This is a genomic window from Allobosea sp. NPDC055332 (assembly GCF_053645455.1).
The window spans coordinates 170,887-186,356 of record NZ_JBSHMO010000002.1; the positions used below are offsets into that span (position 1 = coordinate 170,887).

18 protein-coding genes are annotated in these 15,470 nt (G+C 66.8%); 14 read left to right on the forward strand and 4 right to left on the reverse strand.

Going from position 1 to position 15,470, the window contains the following annotated elements:
- Nucleotides 1–180 precede the first annotated feature (180 nt).
- From ACWIGM_RS09370 to ACWIGM_RS09385, 4 genes are read left to right on the forward strand one after another with little or no spacing between them, the layout of a single operon-like run.
- Nucleotides 181–600, forward strand: a complete 420-nt coding sequence (locus tag ACWIGM_RS09370) for a thiol-disulfide oxidoreductase DCC family protein (RefSeq protein ID WP_454025669.1) — start codon at nt 181–183, stop codon at nt 598–600.
- A complete protein-coding gene (locus tag ACWIGM_RS09375; protein WP_454025670.1) occupies nt 597–2,279 on the forward strand; it encodes a DUF4166 domain-containing protein in 1,683 nt (560 codons plus the stop codon). Before ACWIGM_RS09370 ends, ACWIGM_RS09375 begins: the two co-directional genes overlap by 4 nt.
- Entirely contained in the window at nt 2,266–3,318 is a 1,053-nt protein-coding gene (gene speB / locus ACWIGM_RS09380) for an agmatinase (RefSeq protein ID WP_454025671.1), read from the forward strand. Before ACWIGM_RS09375 ends, speB begins: the two co-directional genes overlap by 14 nt.
- Complete coding sequence (locus ACWIGM_RS09385) at nt 3,315–3,800, forward strand: Lrp/AsnC family transcriptional regulator (RefSeq protein ID WP_454025672.1); 486 nt, start codon at nt 3,315–3,317, stop codon at nt 3,798–3,800. Before speB ends, ACWIGM_RS09385 begins: the two co-directional genes overlap by 4 nt.
- A 15-nt stretch (nt 3,801–3,815) precedes the next feature.
- Here the strand turns inward: ACWIGM_RS09385 and ACWIGM_RS09390 are convergent, their stop codons facing one another.
- Nucleotides 3,816–4,439, reverse strand: a complete 624-nt coding sequence (locus ACWIGM_RS09390) for a TetR/AcrR family transcriptional regulator (RefSeq protein WP_454025673.1) — start codon at nt 4,437–4,439, stop codon at nt 3,816–3,818.
- Nucleotides 4,440–4,514: 75 nt separating this feature from the next.
- On the opposite strand from ACWIGM_RS09390, the gene ACWIGM_RS09395 reads away from it, so the two are divergent.
- Nucleotides 4,515–5,099 carry an isochorismatase family protein gene (locus tag ACWIGM_RS09395; protein WP_454025674.1) on the forward strand — a complete coding sequence of 195 codons (585 nt, stop codon included), beginning with the start codon at nt 4,515–4,517 and terminating at the stop codon, nt 5,097–5,099.
- Nucleotides 5,100–5,115: 16 nt separating this feature from the next.
- Here the strand turns inward: ACWIGM_RS09395 and ACWIGM_RS09400 are convergent, their stop codons facing one another.
- Complete coding sequence (locus ACWIGM_RS09400) at nt 5,116–5,577, reverse strand: Lrp/AsnC family transcriptional regulator (RefSeq protein ID WP_454025675.1); 462 nt, start codon at nt 5,575–5,577, stop codon at nt 5,116–5,118.
- A gap of 141 nt (nt 5,578–5,718) precedes the next feature.
- Here ACWIGM_RS09400 and ACWIGM_RS09405 point away from each other — a divergent pair, with 141 nt between their 5' ends.
- Entirely contained in the window at nt 5,719–6,711 is a 993-nt protein-coding gene (locus ACWIGM_RS09405; protein WP_454025676.1) for an ornithine cyclodeaminase family protein, read from the forward strand.
- Between the two features lie 165 nt (nt 6,712–6,876).
- Complete coding sequence (locus tag ACWIGM_RS09410; protein WP_454025677.1) at nt 6,877–8,106, forward strand: MFS transporter; 1,230 nt, start codon at nt 6,877–6,879, stop codon at nt 8,104–8,106.
- 2 nt (nt 8,107–8,108) lie between these two features.
- Here the strand turns inward: ACWIGM_RS09410 and ACWIGM_RS09415 are convergent, their stop codons facing one another.
- A complete protein-coding gene (locus ACWIGM_RS09415; protein ID WP_454025678.1) occupies nt 8,109–8,702 on the reverse strand; it encodes a TetR/AcrR family transcriptional regulator in 594 nt (197 codons plus the stop codon).
- Between the two features lie 158 nt (nt 8,703–8,860).
- On the opposite strand from ACWIGM_RS09415, the gene ACWIGM_RS09420 reads away from it, so the two are divergent.
- The 6 genes from ACWIGM_RS09420 to ACWIGM_RS09445 all read left to right on the forward strand — a co-directional run bounded on the left by ACWIGM_RS09420 (nt 8,861) and on the right by ACWIGM_RS09445 (nt 13,670).
- The gene (locus ACWIGM_RS09420) at nt 8,861–9,121 is read left to right on the forward strand and encodes a hypothetical protein (RefSeq protein WP_454025679.1); all 261 of its coding nucleotides are present in this window, start codon (nt 8,861–8,863) and stop codon (nt 9,119–9,121) included.
- Entirely contained in the window at nt 9,121–9,822 is a 702-nt protein-coding gene (locus ACWIGM_RS09425) for a hypothetical protein (protein WP_454025680.1), read from the forward strand. Before ACWIGM_RS09420 ends, ACWIGM_RS09425 begins: the two co-directional genes overlap by 1 nt.
- 141 nt (nt 9,823–9,963) lie before the next feature.
- Complete coding sequence (gene rocD, locus ACWIGM_RS09430) at nt 9,964–11,163, forward strand: ornithine--oxo-acid transaminase (RefSeq protein WP_454025681.1); 1,200 nt, start codon at nt 9,964–9,966, stop codon at nt 11,161–11,163.
- Nucleotides 11,164–11,397: 234 nt separating this feature from the next.
- On the forward strand, nt 11,398–12,171 hold the full coding sequence (locus tag ACWIGM_RS09435; RefSeq protein ID WP_454025682.1) for a transporter substrate-binding domain-containing protein: 774 nt from the start codon (nt 11,398–11,400) through the stop codon (nt 12,169–12,171).
- A 75-nt stretch (nt 12,172–12,246) separates the two neighbouring features.
- Entirely contained in the window at nt 12,247–12,957 is a 711-nt protein-coding gene (locus ACWIGM_RS09440; RefSeq protein WP_454025683.1) for an ABC transporter permease, read from the forward strand.
- Complete coding sequence (locus tag ACWIGM_RS09445) at nt 12,954–13,670, forward strand: ABC transporter permease (protein ID WP_454025684.1); 717 nt, start codon at nt 12,954–12,956, stop codon at nt 13,668–13,670. Before ACWIGM_RS09440 ends, ACWIGM_RS09445 begins: the two co-directional genes overlap by 4 nt.
- A gap of 12 nt (nt 13,671–13,682) precedes the next feature.
- Here the strand turns inward: ACWIGM_RS09445 and map are convergent, their stop codons facing one another.
- Nucleotides 13,683–14,435: a type I methionyl aminopeptidase gene (gene map / locus ACWIGM_RS09450; RefSeq protein WP_454025685.1), complete on the reverse strand. Its 753-nt coding sequence runs from the start codon at nt 14,433–14,435 to the stop codon at nt 13,683–13,685.
- A gap of 168 nt (nt 14,436–14,603) precedes the next feature.
- Here map and ACWIGM_RS09455 point away from each other — a divergent pair, with 168 nt between their 5' ends.
- On the forward strand, nt 14,604–15,470 hold the full coding sequence (locus tag ACWIGM_RS09455; protein WP_454025686.1) for an NAD(P)-dependent oxidoreductase: 867 nt from the start codon (nt 14,604–14,606) through the stop codon (nt 15,468–15,470).

The following is a 15,470-nucleotide window of genomic DNA, read 5'->3' on the forward strand; positions in this document are numbered from 1 at the left end:
TTAGTCGGCTCGCCTCGAATCTATACTTGCACAAGATTTGCGCAGCATTCCCCCCAATCGTTGCAAGATCGTCAACCGTCGCAGGTCACTCGACAATTGCACGCAGAGCATGGCACGGCTGCGCAGGAAGCGCATGGAACTTTTTCCCCGCCCGGTCAACCTCTTGCCGAATGAGGCCCGATGCCCAGCGTCACCGCCCCGATCTGGCTCTATGACGGCGTCTGCGTGCTCTGCTCCGGCGGCGTGCACTACACGCTGCGGCATGAGCGCGACCACGCCATCCGCTTCGTCGCGATCCAGTCGCGCGAGGGCCGCGAGCTGGCGCTGGCGCATGGCATCGACCCCGAGGAGCCTGACAGCTTCCTGTTCATCGAAAACGGCCAGGCGCTGGCGAAGTCCGATGGCGTGCTGGCGCTGACCCGCCATCTGAACGGGCTCGCGCGCCTGCTGCTACTCGGCCGGGCGCTGCCGAAAGCCTGGCGCGACTTTCTCTACGACCGCGTCGCCCGCAATCGCTACCGGCTCTTCGGCCGGAAGGCATCCTGCGAGATGCCAGACCCGGCGACGCGCCATCGCTTCACCCTGCCGGAGAGCCCATGAAGCGCGTCGTCCTGATCGGCGCGACCGGCGTCTTCGGCCGGCGGCTGGCGCGCCATCTCGCGCGCATGGAGGGGCTCGATCTGGTGCTGACCTCGCGCAGCGCCGACAAGGCCGAGGCCTTGGCGAAGGAGCTGGCGACAGAAGCGAGCGTGCCGGTCAGCGGCGCTGGGCTCGATCGCGACAGGGAACTCGTCGCAACGCTCGCTGCGCTACAGCCCTGGCTGGTGATCGACGCCTCCGGGCCGTTCCAGCAGCAAAGCTATGAGGTGCCGACCGCGGCGCTGCTGCTCGGCGCCCATGTCGTCGATCTCGCCGATGCGCGCGGCTATCTCGCCAGCTACGGAGCGCAGCTCGACGCGCTCGCAAAGCAGCGCAGCCTCACCGCACTCGCCGGCGCGAGCTCGACCCCGGCGCTCTCGGCCGCCGCAGCGCGTGAGCTGAGCGAAGGCTGGGAGCGGCTCGACAGCATCGACATCGCAATCACGCCGGGCGGGCGCAGCGAGGTCGGCCCCTCGGTCATCGCCGCGATCCTGAGCTATGCCGGCAAGCCGGTGCCGGTCTGGCGGGAGGGCGAATTGCAGGCGACTTCGGGCTGGGGAGCTGGCGAGATCGTCGAGATGCCCGGCCTCGGCCCGCGGCGGGTCGCGCCGGTCGAGACCGTCGATGCCGAGGCGCTCGGCCCAGCCCTCTCCGTCCAATCCCGCGTCACTTTCTCAGCCGGGCTGGAGGCCGCTATCGAACAATGGGGACTGGCGCTGCTCGCCTGGCTCCGCCGCCGTGGCTGGATCGCCGATCTTGCGCCACTCGTGCCCTATCTCGTCAAGGCGCGGAGGATCACGCGCCTCTGGACCTCGGATCGCGGTGGCATGCGCGTCGCGATCAGCGGTATCGACGCGAAAGGACGGCCGCGCCGGGCCTATTGGTCACTGCTTGCCGAGAACGATGACGGCCCGCAAGTTCCGACGCTGGCGGCAGCTGCGGCAGTGCGTGCCCTGCTCGCTGACGAGATCGGGCCCGGCGCGCGCTCTGCCGCCGACGCACTCGATCTCGCTGCGATCGAGGCCGAGATGGCGCCCTATGCGATCAGCACCAGCCAGGACGAGCGCGCCGGCGGCCCTGCCCTGTTCGAGACCGTGCTCGGAGCGCAGGCCTTCGCGATGCTGCCGATAGCGATCCGGGCCTTCCATGCCAACGATGCCGCGCCGGTCTGGCAAGGCGAGGCCGAGGTCATGCGCGGACATGGGCAGGCGATCGGCCTGCTCTGCCGGCTCTTCGGGCTCCCGGCAGCCGGAGCCGAGTTGCCGGTGACGGTCAGCGTCACCAGAGGCGATTCGTTCGATGACGACTGCGAGGTCTGGACCCGCAACTTCGCGGGCCAGCGCTTCCAGTCGCGCCTGAGCCTCGACCGCAACGGCGATCTGCGCGAGGCCTTCGGCCCGTTCTCCTTCACGCTTGCGGCGGAAGGAAACCCTGAGGGGCTTGCGCTGCCGATCGCCGCCTGGCGCGTCTTCGGCCTGCGCCTGCCACGCGTTCTCATGCCATCCGCCGAGGCGTATGAGACGGTTGACGCCGATGGCCGCTTCCGTTTCGACGTGAAGCTGATTTTACCCTTCTTCGGCCTGCTCGCGCATTATCGCGGCTGGCTCAAACCTCGGGGACCGAGCGATGGATCAGGATAAACTGGCGAAACTCAGGGCGCGCTATGCCGGGGCGAGCGGCGCCGATATCCATGATCCCCGCTTCGCCAAGGTCGCGGCCGGCCAGTTCCAGGGCGACCGGCGCAAATGGCCGTTCTCCGATGTCGCGACCTTCATCAATGCCCCTTACCGGCCGGAGGCCCTGAGCCAGCCCGATCTCGGCGGGCTCGACGTCGCGATCATCGGCCTGCCGATGGATCTCGGCGTCACCAACCGGGCCGGCACGCGCCTCGGCCCGCGCGCGGTACGTGCCGTCGAGCGCATGGGACCGATGGACCATGTCAACGGCACCGCGCCGTTCAACCTGATCAAGGCGGCCGATATCGGCGACGTGCCGTTCCGCTCGCGCTATTCGCTGGAGAGCTGCCATGAGGACATCGAGGCGACCTTCAAGCAAATCGTGAAGGCCGGCGTCTCGACGCTCGGCGTCGGCGGCGACCATTCGATCACCTATCCGATCCTGAAGGCCGTCGGCGAGAAGCGCCCGGTCGGCATGGTCCATATCGACGCCCATTGCGACACGTCCGGGCCTTATGAAGGCTCGAAGTTCCACCATGGCGGGCCGTTCCGGCAGGCCGTGCTCGACGGCGTGCTCGATCCCGAGCGCGTCATCCAGATCGGCATCCGCGGCGGCGCCGAATATCTCTGGGAGTTCTCCTACGAGTCCGGCATGACCGTGATCCATGCCGACGAGGTCGACCGCATGGGGCTCGATGCGGTGATTGCCAAGGCGCTCGCCGTGATCGGCGATGGGCCCACTTACGTCTCCTTCGACGTCGATTCGCTCGATCCCGCCTTCGCGCCCGGTACCGGCACGCCCGAGGTCGGCGGCCTCACCCCGCGCGAGGCGCTCGCCATCCTGCGCGGCCTCAAGGGCAAGAACATCGTCGCCGCCGACGTGGTCGAGGTCGCCCCGCAATACGATGCGACCAGCAACACGGCGCAATGCGCGGCACAGGTGCTGTTCCTCGAGCTCTGCCTGATCGCCGAAGCGAGAGCTGCCGGCAAGGGCAGGCCGTGAAGCGAAAGGCGCTCCAGCTCGACGCAATCGATCGCCAGATCATCGCGATCCTGCGGGCGGAGGGCCGGATCACCAATCAGGCGCTGTCGGAACGGGTCGGGCTCTCGGCCCGGCCCTGCCTGGAGCGGATGCGCCGGCTGGAGGCCTCCGGGCTGATCGCCGGCTATGGCGCGCGGCTTTCGCCCGAGCTTGCCGGCCACGCCATCATCGCCTTCGCGCAGATCTCGCTGCGCGACCATTCGGTCGGCCGGCGCGAGCGGATCGAGAAGGTGCTGCGCGCCTGCCCGGACGTGGTCGAGCTCCTGGTGATCAGCGGCGAGGCCGACTATCTCGCCCGCATCGTCGCGAGCTCGCTGGCGGCCTATGAGGAACTGACCGGTGCCTGGCTCGCCGACAACCAGCTCGGCATCGCCCGGATCGCGACCACCTTCGCGCTCAAGGCGCTGAAGGATTTCGAGGGCTACCCGCTGCTCGACGAATAGAGGCAGCCCTCTCTTTCAGTTTTCCCGCAGGGCGAGGTGGCCCTTCAGCATGGCGCGTAGCTCGGCGAGGGCCGGAGCGCGCACGCTCTCATCGTCATCGGCGCGCAACAGCGCCGCGACCCGGATCAAATGCAGGATCACGGCGGCGAGCGAAGCCATTCGCGCATTGGTCACCGGCGGCTCGACCGCCGCGAGCAGTGCCACAATGCGGCCGCGTAGCCGAGCGCGCGCCTCCTTCTTGACGGCAGGATCAAGCGTGCGCCGCTCGCTGACGGCGAGGAAGGCCGGATTCTCTTCGAGATAGGCGACGAAGCGGGCAAAGAGCGCATCGACCGCCGCCTCGATCGACTGCCCGCGCACCTCCCCAGCAAGCAAATCGAGCATGCCGGCAAGCGCGTCGAGATGGCGGGCATGCAGCGCCGCGGCGACATGCTCCTTGGTGGGGAAGAATTGGTAGAGCGAGCCGATCGAGGCACCGGCGCGCGCGGCGATCTGCGTCATCGTCGCCGCCTCATATCCGGCCTCGGCGAAGACCGCGCTGGCACCGTCAAGCAGCGCCGAGACGCGCTTCAGACCACGGCTGCGACTCGGTTCCTTGGCGGTCTTCTCCGCCGGGGGGCTTGAATTTTGTGAGGACATGCTCATAAATCTACAAACATGAGGATACCCTCATATAAAAGCCATCCCGGCCGCGCTCCCTGACGGAAATCCCCGATGACGCTCCAGCTCGACCCTCGCAAAACCGCCCTCGTCCTCATCGACATGCAGAAGGGAACGCTCGCCTTCCCGCTCGCACCCTATGACCGGACAACCCTCATCGCCAACACGGCCTCACTCGGCCAGGCCTTCGCCGCGGCCGGCGGCCTGATCGCGACGGTCAACGTCGCGTTTGCTCCGGATCGTTCCGACCTGCCGCCGCAAGCGATCGACCACCCGATGATGCTGCCGCCGGGCGGATTTCCGCAGGACTGGTCCGACCTCACCCCCGAGATTGCCGCGCTGCCGGCCGCCGTCTGCGTCACCAAACGTCACTGGAGCGCCTTCTACGGCACCGAACTCGACCTGCAATTGCGGCGGCGGCGGATCGAGACGGTGGTGATCGGTGGCATCGCCACCAATTTCGGCGTCGAATCGACGGCGCGCGACGCCTGGCAGCACGGCTATGAGGTAATCGTCGCTGAGGACGCCTCGAGCTCGGTCGGCGCGGAGCTGCACGCCTTCGCCATCACCTCGACCCTACCCCGCGTCTCGCGCGTACGACGCGTCGCCGAGATCGCCGCCGCGATGGGAACGGCCTGAGCGAAAGTAAGAGCTGTCAAAGCGGCAACAGCGCGTCCGGCTTCACATCGCCGATCGAGGCGTAGCTGTGCGTTTCCCGGACGCCCGGAAGCGGCAGGATGACGCGCTGCAGGAACTCCTGAAACGTCGCCATGTCGGCAATGCGCGCTTTGACCAGATAGTCGAACCCGCCGATCACCATGTGGCATTCGATGATCTCGGGTGCCTTCGCGACGGCCTCGGCGAAGCGGTCGAAGACATGCGGGGCCGTGTGGTCGAGCCTGACCTCGATGAAGACGAGCGTGCCGCGGCCGATCTTCGACGGCTCGAGCACCGCCCTGACGGCGCGGATGAAGCCTTCACTGAACAGGCGCTTGATCCGCTGCGACGCCCCGGTCGGCGACAATCCGACGCGCTGCGCGAGGTCGAGCACCGTCCGGCGGCCATCCTCTTGCAGCAACCTGAGCAGCTGCCGGTCGATACGGTCGAGATCGCTCATTCCGAAACTCACACTTTCAGAGGCCACTGCGCGTGACATTCACGCAAGAAGCTCGAAATGAGCATATTTTATCGCACCCACTCGCAGCAATACGGTTTGAAAGGCACTCGATGCCTGACCGTAGCGAAGGCGAGCAAGATCATGGATGGAACACAGCTGACTTCGAGCAATCACGCGAAGGGCGAGATCAGTATTCTCTCGCTGAGCGAAGCGGACATTCGAAACTGTATCGACCTGCGCAAGCTGCTCGATGCGCTGGCCGAGGGGTTCAAAGCGCTGTCCGACGGCCGCGTCGTCATTCCGGCCCGACCACAGCTCGATATTCCCGATGCGGGCTATTCGCTGGCGATGCCGGGCTGGATGAGCGGCATGCATCTGACCGTCAAGCTGGTCAACGTCTTCGAAGGCAATATCGCGAGGGGCATGCCGAGCCATCTCGCGACGATCCACCTGTTCGATGCGGAGACGGGGATGCCCGTCTGCATCATGGACGGGACTTATATCACGGCGGTCCGTACCTCCGGCTCGGCGGTGCTTTCGGTACGGGAACTCGCAAGGCGCGATGCCAGGATCGCCACTGTCGTCGGCGCTGGCGTCCAGGCGGACCAGCATCTCCATCTGCTGCTACTGGTTCGCGATTTCGCGGAGATCCGGGTGTTCTCGAAGAATTTCGCCGATGCCCAGGCGCTGGCTTCACGCCATCCGGGGGTCACTGCCGTGGCGGACCTCGAGGCCGCGGTGCGCTCGTCGGACGTGGTCTGCCTCGCGACGCACTCCTATGTCCCGGCGATATCCGCGGACTGGGTTCGACCGGGAACACATGTCTCCTCGGTCGGCGTCGCACCACCCGGCGGCGAACTGCCGGTCGAGCTGATCGCCCGCGGTGGCCTCTTCGTCGAGGCGCGGGAGGCCTTCGCACCGACACCCGTTGGTTGCTGCGAACTTGCCGGTATCGATCCCGAGGCCGGAACCGACCTTGGCGAGATGCTGCTGGGACGGCGGCCGGGACGGACATCGGACCGGCAGATCACGATCTACAAGGCGATGGGTGTCGCCATGGAGGACATGGTGGCAGCCGATCTCGCCTATCGCGAGGCCCGGCGGCAGGGTGTGGGCCGGACTGTCTTGCTCTAAAGCTCTTACGACTCGGCAAGAGCCATGCACCACCAGCATGGCTCTTCTGCTCGCATCGAGTTGAGCGCGCTGACACTTGCGATTCATGCATGATCTGGGTCATATGCTGCGGTGCAATGCGCCGCTGGGCGCAGCATCATAAAACAATCCGACCGGACCATCGTCATGAGCCTCTCGAGCACGGGAGACGCGTTCGCGCGCCCTGCCCGCTCCGCCGCCGCGCCGCGTGTCGGCCTCGTACTGTTCGCCCTGGCGATGGGCGGCTTCGCCATCGGCACGGCCGAGTTCGCGGTGATGAGCCTGCTGCCCTATTTCTCGGTGGGGCTGGGGATCGATGAGCCGACGGGCGGGCATGTGATCAGCATCTACGCCGCCGGCGTGGTCTTCGGTGCCCCGATCATCGCGGTGCTCGCGACGAAGCTGTCGCGCCGCACGCTCCTGATCGCGCTGATGGCAGCCTTCGCGCTCGGCAACGGCCTTTCGGCACTCGCTCCGAGCTATGGCTGGATGCTGCTGTTCCGCTTTCTCAGCGGGCTGCCGCACGGCGCCTATTTCGGTGTCGCGGCGCTGGTCGCAGCCTCGCTGGTGCCGGCCAACCGGCGCGCGCTCGCGGTGGCGCGGGTGATGCTCGGGCTGACGATCGCAACCATCCTCGGCGTACCACTGGCGAACTGGCTCGGCCAGGCGCTCGGCTGGCGCTGGGGTTTTGGCGTCGTCACCGCGCTGGCGCTGACGACGGTGATCCTGATCACGCTGTTCGCGCCGAAGGACAAACCGCAACCCGGCGCCAGCGCCTTGCGCGAGCTCGGCGCGCTGCGCCATCGCCAGGTCTGGCTGACACTGGCGATCGGCGCGGTCGGCTTCGGCGGCCTGTTCGCGGTCTACACCTACATCGCCTCGACGCTGGTCGAGGTGACGCAGGTCGCGCCGACGATGGTACCGGTGGTGCTGGCGATCTTCGGCCTCGGCCTGACCTTCGGCACCCTCGCCGCTGCCTGGCTGGCCGACCGGATGCCGATGGCTTCGATCGCGATCATCCTGCTCTGGACCGCCGGCTCGCTGGCGATCTACCCGTTCGCCGCCGGCAACATCTGGGCGATCAGCATCGTCGCCTTCATGATCGGCTGCGGCGGCGGGCTCGGCACGCCCCTCCAGACGAGGCTGATGGATGTCGCGCAGGATGCGCAGACGCTCGCCGCGGCGCTGAACCACAGCGCCTTCAACACCGCCAATGCGCTCGGCCCCTGGCTCGGCGGCATGGCGATCGCCGCCGGCTATGGCTGGACCTCGACAGGCTGGGTCGGCGCCGGCCTGGCGCTTGCGGGCCTCGCAATCTGGCTGGTGACGGCGTGGGATGCGAAGAGCCGCAGCGGAGCGGCAACTGCCAGCGCCTGATCTCAGCGTGGCGTCGGCGCCGCGATCAGGCGCATCGCGGTCGGAATCGAAGCCTGTCCGGCTTCGAGCTGGTCGGTCAGCACATAGAACCAGTTGAAGCCGATATAGAGAGAAAGCCTGGCCTCGACCTCCTCGGCCGGGATGTCGCCGCGCGCCGCTGCCGCTGCGAAGAGGCCGCGGACATCCTGCAGCCGCTCGGGCAGGAACTTCTCGCGTAGCGCCGCAAGCGCCTCGGGATCGCTCTGTGCTTCGGCGAGAAGCGCACGGAAGGTACGGCCCGACGGCGTGCCGCACCAGAAGCTCCAGAGCATTCTGGTGTGCTCGGTCAGGTCGCGAGCAAGGTCACCGCTCGGCACCACCCTGATGCCCGCCTTCTCGGCGGCATAAACCTCCATCAGCAGGTCGGCGCGGTTCTTCCACCAGCGATAGATTGTCGGCTTGCCGGCGCCGGCGCGGCGCGAGACCGCATCGATCGAGAAGCCGGCATAGCCCTCCTCCGCCAGCACAGCGCGGGCAGCGGCGAGGATCGCGGCCTGCGAGGCCGGGTTGCGCCGCGCGCCGATCGAAGCGCGGCGGACTGGAGTCGCGGCCTTCATGATCGCTTCCCTCCTTCTTCGCCTCTGCAACAGCTCGTTCGGCACGCGCTTGCAAGCACACCCTGTGCAAACACGATCTTGCAGCAGGCGCCTTGATATCGAAACGGATCGTATCTATCAATCACATCGAAACGGAACGTTTCGTTATGGAGACCACCATGCCCGCACCCGCCTCGATTCCCTTTCTCGCCCATCTGCGCTTCCTGGGGACGCTGATGCTTGGCGCCTATCTGTTGATCAACGCCCTGCTGCTGGCCCTGGCGCCGCTGACCAGGGGCTGGCCGGTTTGGTCCGTCACTGCCCTCGCCGTCCCGCCCATGGTGCTCGGCATGGTCTATCTGGTGATGCCGTTGGCGCGCCGCGCCCTCACCGCTCCCATGCGCCAGCCCGCGGTTTCCGGCGATCAGGTGCGCTCGTGATGGTCAGCCACTTCGCAAATCCATTGCTGGCTGGCGTGATCCTGCTCCTTGCCGGCCAACCCGCCGGCGCGGGCAACGGCGCCATTGCCTTCAACGGCTCGAAGACAGGAAAAGCCATGACCGCTGGGACTCTCGCAGCCGAGCCTGCCGCCACAACTGCCAATGCTTTCATGCCGACAGGCTATGCCGAGATCGCCCGGCGCCCCGTCGCGGTCGACGGCGAACGGGCCGAGCTTGTCCGCTATCGGCGGAGCGACGGTCGTAATGCCGCCCTCGGCGGCGAGCATTTCAGCACGGTCATCGCCGCGGACGGCCGCCTGAAAGGCTTTGCCCGCATGGACCTCGACCTTGTCGGCGGCGAGCTTCCTTCACGGAAAGAAACGCAAGCCATCGCCATGGACTTCCTGCGCGTGGCAGCTCCCGACCTGCTGCCGGTGCACGAGATCAGCTGGATCGAGCCGCACGACGAGCCTCTCCGCGTCACGCGCAGCCGGAAGACCGAGCAACTCACGCTCACCGGCATGAAGGTGAAGATGCGCAATACGGCCGATGGGCGCTGGATGTGGGTTATCGTCGGAGCCGACCGCAAGGTCATGGTGTTCGAGCGCGACATCGTCTGGGTGACGTTCCCCGGTCACCGCAAGACCGAAAAATGGCTGCACGACGCCTGGCTCACGGAGAACGGGGTAACCCTGCCCTAACCTGCCGCGAGCGACCGGAGCACCACTCATCGCCGCCCGAATCTGTCGCAAACTCGACAGATTCGGCTGCAGGAGCCGGCGCTTCCAGCCGGCTCCGTCGCTTGAGCGCGCCTACCCTCGCAGGAACGAGGGAGAACCGCCATGAATGCGATCGTGCTCGAACGCGAAGTCTGTGCCCAGAACTACGCGCCCTTGCCGATCATGCTCTCCCATGGCGAAGGGGTCTGGCTCACCGATGTCGCAGGCGTCAGGCGGCTCGACATGATGAGCGGCTATTCCGCCGTCAGCCTCGGCCACGGCCATCCGCGCATCCTCAAGGTGCTGAACGAGCAGGCCAGGCGCCTCGCCGTCACCAGCCGTGCCTTCCATACCGAGCCGCTCGGCCCCTTCCTGGCCAAGCTCTGCGCCGTTGCTGGCCAGGAGATGGCGCTGCCGATGAACACCGGCGCCGAAGCAGTCGAGACCGCGATCAAGGCCGCGCGGCGCTGGGGCCACAAGGTCAAGGGCATCGCCGACGGCAAGGCCGAGATCATCGTCGCCGACAACAACTTCCACGGCCGCACCACGACGATCATCGGCTTCTCCACCGATGAGAGCTATCGCGACGGCTTCGGCCCGTTCGCGCCGGGCTTCGTCAGCGTGCCCTTCGGCGACGCCGCCGCCATGGAAGCGGCGATCACGCCGAACACCGCAGCCATCCTGATCGAGCCGATCCAGGGCGAGGCCGGCATCGTGCTGCCGCCGGACGGCTATCTCCGGGCACTGCGGACGCTCTGCGACCGCAACAACGTTCTCCTGATCCTCGACGAGATCCAGTCCGGGCTTGGCCGCACCGGCCACTGGTTCGCGCATCAGCACGAGGGCGTGAAGCCCGACGGGCTGATCGTCGGCAAGGCGCTCGGTGGCGGGATCTATCCGGTCTCGGCCTTCCTGGCGTCGCGCGCGGTGATGCAATTGTTCGGGCCGGGCTCGCATGGCTCGACCTTCGGCGGCAATGCGCTTGCCGCCGCGATCGGCCATGAGGCGCTCGCGGTGATCGAGGACGAGAAGCTGGTCGAACACTCGGCCGAACTCGGAGCCTATATGAAAGGAAGGCTCGTCGCGATGACGCAAGGCCTCGCTAGCGAGGTGCGCGGACGCGGCCTCTGGGTCGGCGTCGAGATCGCACCCGGCGCCGGCGATGCCAAAAAGATCGTCGCCCGCCTCGCCGATGCCGGTGTGCTGACCAAGGAGACGCATGAGCGCACCATCCGCTTCGCGCCGCCGCTGACGATCAGCCGGCAAGAGCTGGATTGGGGGCTGGAGCACTGCGAAAGCGTCTTCGCCGAGCACGCGCGCTGAACCATGCAACAAAATCCGTGTGCGGCCGCCCGAGCCAGCGCACGGGAAAACCGCCGCTAAAATCCGATTCGACAACAAGAACAGCGCCTTGCCTTGCACCATCCTTGTGCGGGCACGCTCGGAAAAGCTGCAAGAGCCTACTTGCGGCCCGCCCCGATGATCGCACAAGCTGTCGCGCACAAGCCGATACGGGAACTCGAAACGCCCGGTCGGCCAGATCCAAGGGGAGGTCCCATGAAAGGTTTCGCAAAATTCGTCGCAGCCGCGGCGCTCACGGTCGCCGGCGCCACGGGCGCGCTCGCCCAGGCGAAGGAATGGAAAGAAGTCCGAATCGGCACGGAGGGCGCCTATCCGCCCTACAACAACCTCAACGCCAAGAAGGAGCTGGAAGGCTTCGAGATCGATTACGGCAACCTTCTCTGCGAGAAGATGAAGGTGAAGTGCAGCTGGGTGGTGCAGGACTGGGACGGCATCATCCCGGCGCTGCAGGCGAACAAGTACGACATCATCCTCGCCGGCATGAACGCCACCGAGGAACGCAAGAAGCAGGTCGACTTCAGCACGCCGTACAGCAAGACGCCGATCTGGATGATCGGCCCCAAGAGCACCGCTTCGAACGACATCTCGCCCGCCACCTTGAAGGGCAAGTCGATCGGCGCGCAGGGCTCGACCATCCACGCCAACTATGTCGAGAAGTTCTACAAGGACTCGACGGCGCGCCTCTATCCGACCCAGGAAGAGGCCAATCTCGACCTGCTCAACGGCCGCCTCGACTACATCGTGGCCGACGCGCTCGCCCTCGCCGACTTCCTGAAGGGCCAGGGCAAGGACTGCTGCAAGCGGATCGCCGAAGTGACCCGTGACGACGCGATCCATGGCGCCGGCGTCGCCGGCGCAATGCGCAAGGCCGACACCGCGCTGAAGGACCTGGTCAACAAGGCGATCGCCGAGACCGTCGCCGACGGCTCGCTGAAGAAGCTCGAGGACAAGTGGTTCAAGTACGAGTGAACCAGACCCGCTGACGCCTACCCGCCGGCCGCATAAGGGCCGGCGGGACTCATCTCCTCGCGCGCCGGCCCTCCCATGTTCGACAAACTCGCACTGCTCGGCTTCGGCCCCGGCGGCTGGGGCTGGGCCCTGCTGCAAGGCGCGGCCAACACCATTTCGGTCGCGCTCGCGACCCTGCCCTTCGGCCTGGCGCTCGGCCTGATCATCGCGCTGTGGAAGCGCTCCGACAGCGTGCTGCTGCGCTCGCTGGCGACGATCTACACCACCGTCTTCCGCGGCGTTCCCGAGCTGCTGACGCTCTACATCATCTATTTCGGCATCCAGGTGCTGGTGCAGAAGGTCTGGACCGGCTTCTCGATCCCGCCCTTCGTCGCCGGCATGGTCGCGCTCGGCATGGTGCTCGCCGCCTTCTCCAGCGAGGTCTGGGTCGGCGCACTGAATTCGATCCAGAAGGGCCAGCGCGAGGCCGCCTCGGCGCTCGGCCTGTCGAAGGCGCAGGCCTTCCGGCTCGTCGTCTTCCCGCAACTGATCCGCGTCGCCCTGCCCGGCCTCGGCAACAACTGGATGGTGCTGCTGAAGGAGACCTCGCTGATTTCGGTGATCACGCTGCAGGACATCATGTTCATCGCGACGCGCGCCAATGTCGTGACCAAGGAGCCGTTCCTGTTCTTCGGCACGGCGATGCTGCTCTATTTCTTCTTCTCGCTGGTCTCGGCCTGGGGCATCGGCAGGCTCGAGCAACGCACCAATCGCGGCTTCGCCGCCTTCGGCGGAGCGACCCGATGAACTGGTGCGAATATCCCGGCTACCTGATCGGCAGCGAGGTCCTGCAGAACTATGGCTGCCGCATGGCGAACGGCCTGTGGCTCACCTTCGAGCTGGTGGTGCTCTCGGTCGCCTTCGGCTTCGTCCTGGCGCTAGGCCTCGCCATCGCCAGGCTCTACGGGCCGCGCTGGGCGCAGATCGCGATCAACGGCTACACCACTTTCTTCCGCGGCACGCCGCTGCTCTGCCAGCTCTTCCTGGTCTATTACGGCTTCGGCCAGTTCCGGCTGTTCTGGCAGGATATCGGCCTGTGGTGGTTCTTCCGCGAGCCATTCTACTGCGCGCTCTTCACCTTCACCATCAACACCGCCGCCTATCAGGCCGAGATCCTGCGAGGCGCGATCCAGTCGATCCCGCGCGGCCAGTTCGAGGGCGCGCTGGCGCTCGGCCTGCATCGCTGGGCGACCTTGCGCCGGGTGATCCTGCCGCAGGCGATGATCCTGGCGCTGCGCCCGCTCGGTAACGAGTTGATCGTGATGATCAAGGCGAGTGCCATCGCCTCGCTGGTGACCCTGTTCGACCTGATGGGCGCGACCCGCCTCGCCTTCGCCCGCTCCTTCGACCTGTCGATCTATCTCTATGCCGCGCTGATCTATCTTGCGCTGACCGAGATCATCCGGCGGGTCTGGGACCGGCTGGAGCTCAGGCTGACGCGGCATATGGCGCTGAGGTGAGCAGCTGACCGCTCAGCCCGGCAAGGTCAGGACCAGCGGGCCGTTGGCGGTCGCGACCACGGTGTGCTCGTACTGGACCGTCGGCGCGCGCGGCTCGGAATAGAGCGTCCAGCGGTCGCCTTCGGCATGCTCGGCCCAGTCGGCGCCGAGCGACAGGAACGGCTCGACCGTGAAGACCAACCCCTTCTGCATGACACGGCGCTCGGAGCGCTCGGGCCAGGTGGCGATCTCCTTCGGCTCCTCGTGCAGCGAGCGGCCGATGCCGTGGCTGGCGAGGTTGCGCACCAGGGTGTAGCCGTTCTTCTGCGCGAAGCGGCCGACCGCCTCGCCGATTCCCGCGATGGGCTTGCCGGCGCCGACCTGACCGAGCCCGGCCCAGAGCGCGCGCTTGCCGTCGCGGCAGAGCTTCTCGATGCGGCGATCGACCGGCGGCACGGTGAAGGACGCTCCGGTATCAGAGAAATAGCCGGCCTTCTCGGCGGAGACGTCGATGTTCACCAGGTCGCCCGCCGCGATCCGGCGCTCGCCCGGAATGCCGTGCGCGACCTCCTCGTTGATGCTGATGCAGGTCGCGCCGGGAAAGCCGTAGACCGTCTCGGGGGCGGAGCCTGCGCCGTGCTTTTCGAGCATCTCGCGGCCGATCGCGTCGAGTTCGGCCGTGGTCATGCCCGGCTCGAGCGCCTTCCCCATCGCTGCAAGCGTATCGGCGACGATGCGGCCGATCTCGCGCAATGCCTGGAGCTCTTCGTCATTGGTGATGGTCATGCCGGGTTCCTGACCGATTTCGGCGAGAGCAGCAAGCCAGCGCGCCCGGCCGCCATGCATGATCTTTGCAGAATCGCGATCGCTGCTATCGCGCCTGCATCGCTTCCCTCGCCCTCCCGGGCGCGCTAAAGCCGCAATGACCTTTCGGACGATGCAGCGGAGCACCTCATGGCCAAAGTCGCTTTCCTCGGTCTCGGCGTGATGGGCTATCCCATGGCCGGCCATCTCAAGGCCAAGGGCCATGACGTCACCGTCTACAACCGCTCGCCGGAGAAGGCGCAGAAATGGGTGGCGCAGCATGGCGGCGTCTATGCGCCGACCCCGGCCCAGGCGGCCGAGGGCCAGGAGATCGTGTTCTGCTGCGTCGGCAATGACGACGACCTGCGCTCGGTGACGACGGGCGAGAACGGCGCCTTCGCCGCCATGGGCAAGGGCACGGTCTTCGTCGACCACACCACCGCTTCGGCCAATGTCGCGCGCGAGCTCGACGCCGCGGCGACCGCTGGCGGCTTCGGCTTCATCGACGCGCCGGTCTCCGGTGGCCAGGCCGGCGCCGAGAACGGCGTGCTGACCGTGATGTGCGGCGGCGACCCTGCAGTTTACGCGAAGGTCGAGCCGGTGATCGCGAGCTTCGCCCGGATGTGCAGGCTGATGGGCCCCGCCGGTTCCGGCCAGCTCACCAAGATGGTCAACCAGATCTGCATCGCCGGCCTGGTCCAGGGCCTGTCCGAGGGCGTTCATTTCGCCAAGCGCGCCGGGCTCGATGTCGAGGCGATGCTGGAGGTGATCTCGAAGGGCGCCGCCGGCTCCTGGCAGATGGAGAACCGCGGCAAGACGATGAACGTCGACAAGTTCGATTTCGGCTTCGCCGTCGACTGGATGCGCAAGGACCTCGGCATCGTGCTCGACGAAGCCCGGAACAACGGCGCCCGCCTGCCGGTGACCGCGCTGGTCGACCAATTCTACGCCGATGTGCAGAAACTCGGCGGCGGGCGCTGGGATACGTCGAGCCTGCTGAAGCGGCTGGAGCCGTAA

Bases quoted from the DNA above. Each gene is read 5' to 3' on its own strand.
- ACWIGM_RS09370 (WP_454025669.1), top strand. From the start codon at position 181: ATGCCCAGCGTCACCGCCCCGATCTGGCTCTATGACGGCGTCTGCGTG.
- ACWIGM_RS09445 (WP_454025684.1), top strand. From the start codon at position 12,954: ATGAACTGGTGCGAATATCCCGGCTACCTGATCGGCAGCGAGGTCCTG.
- ACWIGM_RS09420 (WP_454025679.1), top strand. From the start codon at position 8,861: ATGCCCGCACCCGCCTCGATTCCCTTTCTCGCCCATCTGCGCTTCCTG.
- ACWIGM_RS09440 (WP_454025683.1), top strand. From the start codon at position 12,247: ATGTTCGACAAACTCGCACTGCTCGGCTTCGGCCCCGGCGGCTGGGGC.
- ACWIGM_RS09415 (WP_454025678.1), bottom strand. From the start codon at position 8,702: ATGAAGGCCGCGACTCCAGTCCGCCGCGCTTCGATCGGCGCGCGGCGC.
- ACWIGM_RS09400 (WP_454025675.1), bottom strand. From the start codon at position 5,577: ATGAGCGATCTCGACCGTATCGACCGGCAGCTGCTCAGGTTGCTGCAA.
- ACWIGM_RS09390 (WP_454025673.1), bottom strand. From the start codon at position 4,439: ATGTCCTCACAAAATTCAAGCCCCCCGGCGGAGAAGACCGCCAAGGAA.
- map (WP_454025685.1), bottom strand. From the start codon at position 14,435: ATGACCATCACCAATGACGAAGAGCTCCAGGCATTGCGCGAGATCGGC.
- ACWIGM_RS09395 (WP_454025674.1), top strand. From the start codon at position 4,515: ATGACGCTCCAGCTCGACCCTCGCAAAACCGCCCTCGTCCTCATCGAC.
- ACWIGM_RS09435 (WP_454025682.1), top strand. From the start codon at position 11,398: ATGAAAGGTTTCGCAAAATTCGTCGCAGCCGCGGCGCTCACGGTCGCC.
- rocD (WP_454025681.1), top strand. From the start codon at position 9,964: ATGAATGCGATCGTGCTCGAACGCGAAGTCTGTGCCCAGAACTACGCG.
- ACWIGM_RS09375 (WP_454025670.1), top strand. From the start codon at position 597: ATGAAGCGCGTCGTCCTGATCGGCGCGACCGGCGTCTTCGGCCGGCGG.
- ACWIGM_RS09405 (WP_454025676.1), top strand. From the start codon at position 5,719: ATGGATGGAACACAGCTGACTTCGAGCAATCACGCGAAGGGCGAGATC.
- ACWIGM_RS09410 (WP_454025677.1), top strand. From the start codon at position 6,877: ATGAGCCTCTCGAGCACGGGAGACGCGTTCGCGCGCCCTGCCCGCTCC.
- ACWIGM_RS09425 (WP_454025680.1), top strand. From the start codon at position 9,121: ATGGTCAGCCACTTCGCAAATCCATTGCTGGCTGGCGTGATCCTGCTC.
- ACWIGM_RS09455 (WP_454025686.1), top strand. From the start codon at position 14,604: ATGGCCAAAGTCGCTTTCCTCGGTCTCGGCGTGATGGGCTATCCCATG.
- speB (WP_454025671.1), top strand. From the start codon at position 2,266: ATGGATCAGGATAAACTGGCGAAACTCAGGGCGCGCTATGCCGGGGCG.